The sequence below is a fragment of the uncultured Lamprocystis sp. genome (genome assembly GCF_903933125.1).
Taxonomy (GTDB): Bacteria; Pseudomonadota; Gammaproteobacteria; order Chromatiales; family Chromatiaceae; genus Thiodictyon.
Genome location: NZ_CAIZIZ010000072.1, coordinates 1 through 5,159 on the forward strand (window position 1 = coordinate 1; position 5,159 = coordinate 5,159).

2 protein-coding genes and 1 pseudogene are annotated in these 5,159 nt (G+C 61.9%); all 3 read left to right on the forward strand.

From position 1 onward, the window contains the following. Positions 1-173: 173 nt before the first annotated feature. Positions 174-437: pseudogene (locus tag QZY03_RS31950) on the forward strand (RHS repeat-associated core domain-containing protein); the annotation flags it as partial. Positions 438-797: 360 nt separating this feature from the next. After that, positions 798-3,128 (forward strand): hypothetical protein, encoded by a 2,331-nt coding sequence (locus QZY03_RS03090; protein WP_295578209.1) that lies wholly within the window; start codon positions 798-800, stop codon positions 3,126-3,128. Between the two features lie 674 nt (positions 3,129-3,802). Further along, positions 3,803-4,675, forward strand: a complete 873-nt coding sequence (locus QZY03_RS03095) for a tail fiber domain-containing protein (protein ID WP_295578211.1) — start codon at positions 3,803-3,805, stop codon at positions 4,673-4,675. The last annotated feature ends 484 nt before the right edge of the window (positions 4,676-5,159 follow it).

Sequence of the window (5,159 nt, forward strand, 5' to 3'; positions counted from 1 at the left end):
ATGCCATCCGCAGCTTATAGGGACATGGAATCTCTCGATCAGGCGCTTAGCGATATCCTAGGTTCGGTAGGCGAAAAGTACAGTATCCAATTCGCTCATTGCTGATAGAGGGCTACAGATATTTCACTTGAAGTACTTACTACAGTTTCGATGCCCTCGGAAACACGAGCGAAATTGTTGATGAGTTTGGGAATCCGGAGAATCGTTACGTCTATGTTCCGTTCGGTGCGCTGATTTACCAAGTTGAATCTACAGCCAACGCCAATAGGTATGTCGGTGAATACGGCGTGAGGTCTGAGGGTTCTGCAATGTTGTTTATGCGAGCTCGGTACTTTGACGCTATCGCCGGTCGCTTCATAACAGGCGACCCATCCGGCTATTCTGATGGATCACCAAATTTGTACCAGTACGTAAGAAATTCACCAATGTCCGCGATAGATCCATCTGGATTCCATATGGAATTTGCCCCGGGCGAGGCGGGTCACACCCATTGTTCCAATGGCGGGTATTCCTTTACAGATTACAATCCTATTTATCGGAACGATCCAACATTTCCTTTTGGCTGTACTGTCGCACACGAAAGAGTACACCAGATGCTCTGCGATTCCGGATTGGGGTCTGGTATGTCGGGCGATTGTCAAGAGGCAGCAGCCTATGCTGCTTCCGCGAAATGTTCAGGCTCAAGCAGTGAGCAGGCTGTAGCAGACGAATATGCAAGGAAGTGTCAAGGAACCCCGCCAGCTCCGCCGACACCTCCACCATGTCCGATCAAGACTGGCTCATCGAGTAGGGATTTCTTGGACATATCCAACAACTCTGACGGCTGCAACGACGGCGGTTCAGGCCCATCACAACCCACCCGTCCTGTCGACCCCAATGATCTTATTGGCCCCGCTGGCTACGGCCCGCAACACTACGTCGAAGCCACGGAGTTATTACCCTACCGCATCAACTTCGAAAACGACGCTGCCGCCACCGCGCCGGCCCACCATGTCATGATCAGCAACCCGCTGGCCGCCAACTTCGATTGGTCCACCTTTGAGCTGACCGAGATCGGCTTCGGTGACCACCTGATCGCGGTACCGCCCGGCACCCAGCACTTCACCACGACGGCGCGGATGTCCTTCAACGGCGTGACCTTCGAGGTGCAGATCGAGGCCGGCATCCGCCCGACTACCGGCGAGGTCTATGCACGCTTCCAGTCGCTCGACCCGCTCACCGGTCTGCCGCCCCCGGTGGACGTGGGCTTCCTTCCGCCCGAGGACGGCACCGGCCGCGGTCAGGGGCATGTCGCCTACCTGGTCCGCCCCAAGGCGGCCCTGACCACCGGCACCGCGATCCGCAACATCGCCCAGATCGTCTTCGACGGGCAGCCGCCGATCGCGACGAACCTGGTCGATCCGCACGACCCGTCCAAGGGCACGGACCCGAACAAGGAGGCACTGGTCACCCTGGACGCGGACCCGCCGACCAGCGCGGTGGATGCACTCCCCACGGTGAGTACCACGACCAGCGTCGCGGTCTCCTGGTCCGGGGCGGATGGCGCGGGCTCCGGCGTCGGCAGCTACGACCTCTTCGTTTCGGTGGACGGCGGGTCCTTCCAACCCTGGCTGGCCGCCACGGCGGCCTCCGCGGCGACCTACACCGCACGGAATGGCCAGCACCTCGCCTTCTACTCCGTCGCCCGCGATAACGCCGGCAATCGCGAGGCGACACCGGGCGCCGCCGAGGCGAGCACCCTGGTCGAACTCCCGAGCTATGTCCTCAGCGTCAGCCGGTTGGGCGCGGGGTCGGGGACCGTGACGTCCGATCCGGTCGGCATCTCCTGCGGCAGCGAATGCAGCGCGTCCTACACCAGCGGCACCCAGGTCAAGCTCACCGCGGGTGCGGACGCCGAGTCCAGCTTCGCCGTTTGGGGCGATGCGTGTTCCGGCACCGGGGACTGCGTTGTCGACATGACCGCCGTCAGGGGCGTCACGGCCACCTTCGACTCGAACAATCTTTGTCAGGCCGGCGCTTTGATCCTCAACGCGACCAGTTTCAGCCCTGGTATCCATCGCCGGGCTTCCGGAAACAGCCTCACCACCACCGGTGCCGTGCAGGTGCTGGCGGGTGCCAATGTCACCTTCCGCGCCCCCGTGCAGCGCTTCGGCCCGGGCTTCCGGGTCGCCGCCGGTGCCCACTTCCAGGTCCGCGCCGAGGCGGTCACCTGCCCCGCGTCCGCCACCGTGCCGGCGGCGGCCAAGACTGCCCCCACACCGTTCCTGGCGGCGGAGCCCCTCGCTGCCCCGCTATCCATTGCCCGCGCGGATGACCTGCCCGCCTGGCTCCAGGAACAACTCAGCGCTCACGGCGTCGACCGCGCCGCCATCGGCCAGGCCCTGCTCGATCCTCAGGGCCAGTGGTTACTGCTCGAGACCGCGCAGGCGGTCGACCGCGCGGACGGTAACGGCACCAGCGACATCTACCGCCTCGACCTCCCCGCCGGGATCCTCACGCTGCTCAGTCGCACCCCGCGGGGCCGAGCCGGCAACGGCCCCAGCCGTTATCCCGCCGCGGATGCACTGGGCGACTGGGTCGTGTTCCAGAGCGACGCCGACGATCTGGTCGCGGACGACACGAATGGCGCTACCGACATCTTCCTGCACGAGGTCCCTTTTGGTGCGACCCGGCGCCTCACCCTGAGCACCGATCAGTCCTCGGCCCACCCCGCGCTCGGTGCCGCCGGCCAGGATCTGCTTTATGACCAACCGGACGCAAACGGCAAGCGGCAGGTTCTGGCCGATCGTCTGTGGGGCGCAGCCATGCCGGAAACCCTCAGTCTGGCCCAGGATCCCGACGGCGCGCCCCTGGACAATCACCACCCGGCGATCAGCGCCGATGGCCGCTTTGTCGCTTACCTGGAAACGCGCCCAACCTCCGGCGTGGTAGCTTGCCAAGTACACCTCTACGACCGCGACCACCGCCGGGGCCAGCGCCAAAGCTGCCCTGCGGCACTCGCTGCCGCCAGCGAAGACGCGCGCCCGCGCTTCAGCACGGATGACACTCAGGTGGCGTGGGATCTTCCCGGTCTGAGTGACCCGGTCGTCGTACCCAATCCGCTGCGGGACCTGCCAGCCGCACCTTGACGACCCCCGCCCCCCGGCGAACGCGCCGGGGGCATCCAGAATTCCTGGGGTTGACGCTGGTTCTCCGCTTTACGGAGCGGGTCCATGGTCTTTTCAGTGACCTGCGGGGGTTAGTGACTTACGCGACCGGTCATTCCCAGGCCTTGGCCGCCTTCCCGATCAAAGTCATGGCGTTGCATACTCGCCGCTACCCCATCGCCCGTGTGGTGGACTTTGAAGCGTGTCGCCCAACCCCTCATAATCTGCGAATTGCGGGGCATGGTCCTACCCACCGGAGCTGAGGAATCGTGCCAATGTCATTTCATTAATGCTTAGCTCTTATAAACTTTCTGTGTCTCTCACGCTGCACCTGTCCCCGGCGCTGACGGCCGTCTCCGGGCCGATGTGCAACGATGTGCAACGATGTGCAACCGAGGTGGTTTTGCCATGGCTGCCCACAGAATCGTCGGGCCATAGCCAAACCAGAACCCGCAAACTATACTTGACACAGTTTGCCGAATCGCGCCGCTGCCGAACCCTTTCGGCTGCCATGGCTCTATAAGACGCTTTCTAACTGGAGTATGACGTTCACTGACTTCCAAGAACCTCCCGCAGAAGGGAGTCGGATCCACCGACATCCCGTCATCATTGGTGACAGGCATTCACCCTTGGCGCAACCTCATGAGGACACTTCGATGACCCAAGACGCAGATGTTTTCAACCGGAACAGCTTTTGCAGAAGAACCGCTGCAGCCGTGATGATCACGGCTGTCGCGACAATCCCCGGTTTACTCCAGGCCGCGGACGCCTTCCGGATCAGCGATAGCGGAAACATCGGCATAGGTATCGACACGCCGGTCCGTCAGCTTCACCTCCAGGGTCCAAACGCGACATTTCGCATGGACCGAAACATCGACAGCAGCGCTTTTATTCTGGTCCGCACGGCCGCTGCCAATTTCAACGATATCTGGAAGGGCTTTGTGGTCGGCGTTAACGCCTCCGCTCGTAATAACGGCGAATTGATTATCAACGACTTGGGAAGCGCCGTGAGTGGTGCGGGCAGTCGTCGGATGACAATCAAGACCAACGGCGATGTGAATTTCCCGCGCAATCTGACCGCGTTGTCGATCAACGCAACCAGCTCGATTCGTTACAAGACCGACGTTGAAACGATCACCGAGGCGAACCGTTCACTCGACAAACTGCGGGGGGTGCGATTCAAATGGAAAGAGAATGGCCTTCCATCCATTGGGCTCATCGCCGAAGAAGTTGCGCAGGTCTTTCCCGAGGTGGTTCAGCGCAATGTCGAGAATGGTGAGGTCGATGCGATAAACTACGCGGCCCTCACCGGCGTACTGGTCGAAGCACTCAAGGAGCAACAGGCGCAACTGACGGCACAGCAGAAGGAACTTGCCGCGTACAAAGTGGCTGCCGCGACCAATCAAGCCAGGGTTTCCAAACTTGAAAGCAGAGTTGCTAAGTTCGAGACCCTCCAGGCCCGCTTGACCGACTTGGAGGGGCGCTTAGGTCCAATCCAACTCCAACTCACTGAAAACCAGAAACCATAAGTCGCTTCCGTACGGATGTTGACATCGCCGGTGGATCGAGCATTGACTTCCAAGTATTTGACTGGAGGCCATTGATCACCTTTTTGATACCGCTTACTGTCTCCCCCGGCCTCGTGGGGGAGCACCCACTACGAGTCCGCTTCAATGGGGTTGAGCCCCATGATTTGAATGCCTTGATCGTGCCAGCCGCGACCGGCAATCGCGGGGTGAGGGTCCGCACGGCGGACCCTGGGGGACCACGAAACCAACCCGTCAGGCCCGCGGGCGGCCGCGGCGCGGCGGCACGGAGCGCCGCGCGAGGCCGCTCAGGCGGTCGCGGCCAACTGCGCGAGCACGCGCTCCCAGTCTGGGCGGGACATGACCACCTGATCCTGCTCCGCAAGCGAGTTGACGTCATTCCCCCTCCGCCCAAATGGTGCGGCGCACCAGCGCCAGGCAGTCGGAGAAGGTCGCCTGCGGCTTGAGGTACCAGGCGGTCGAGCGC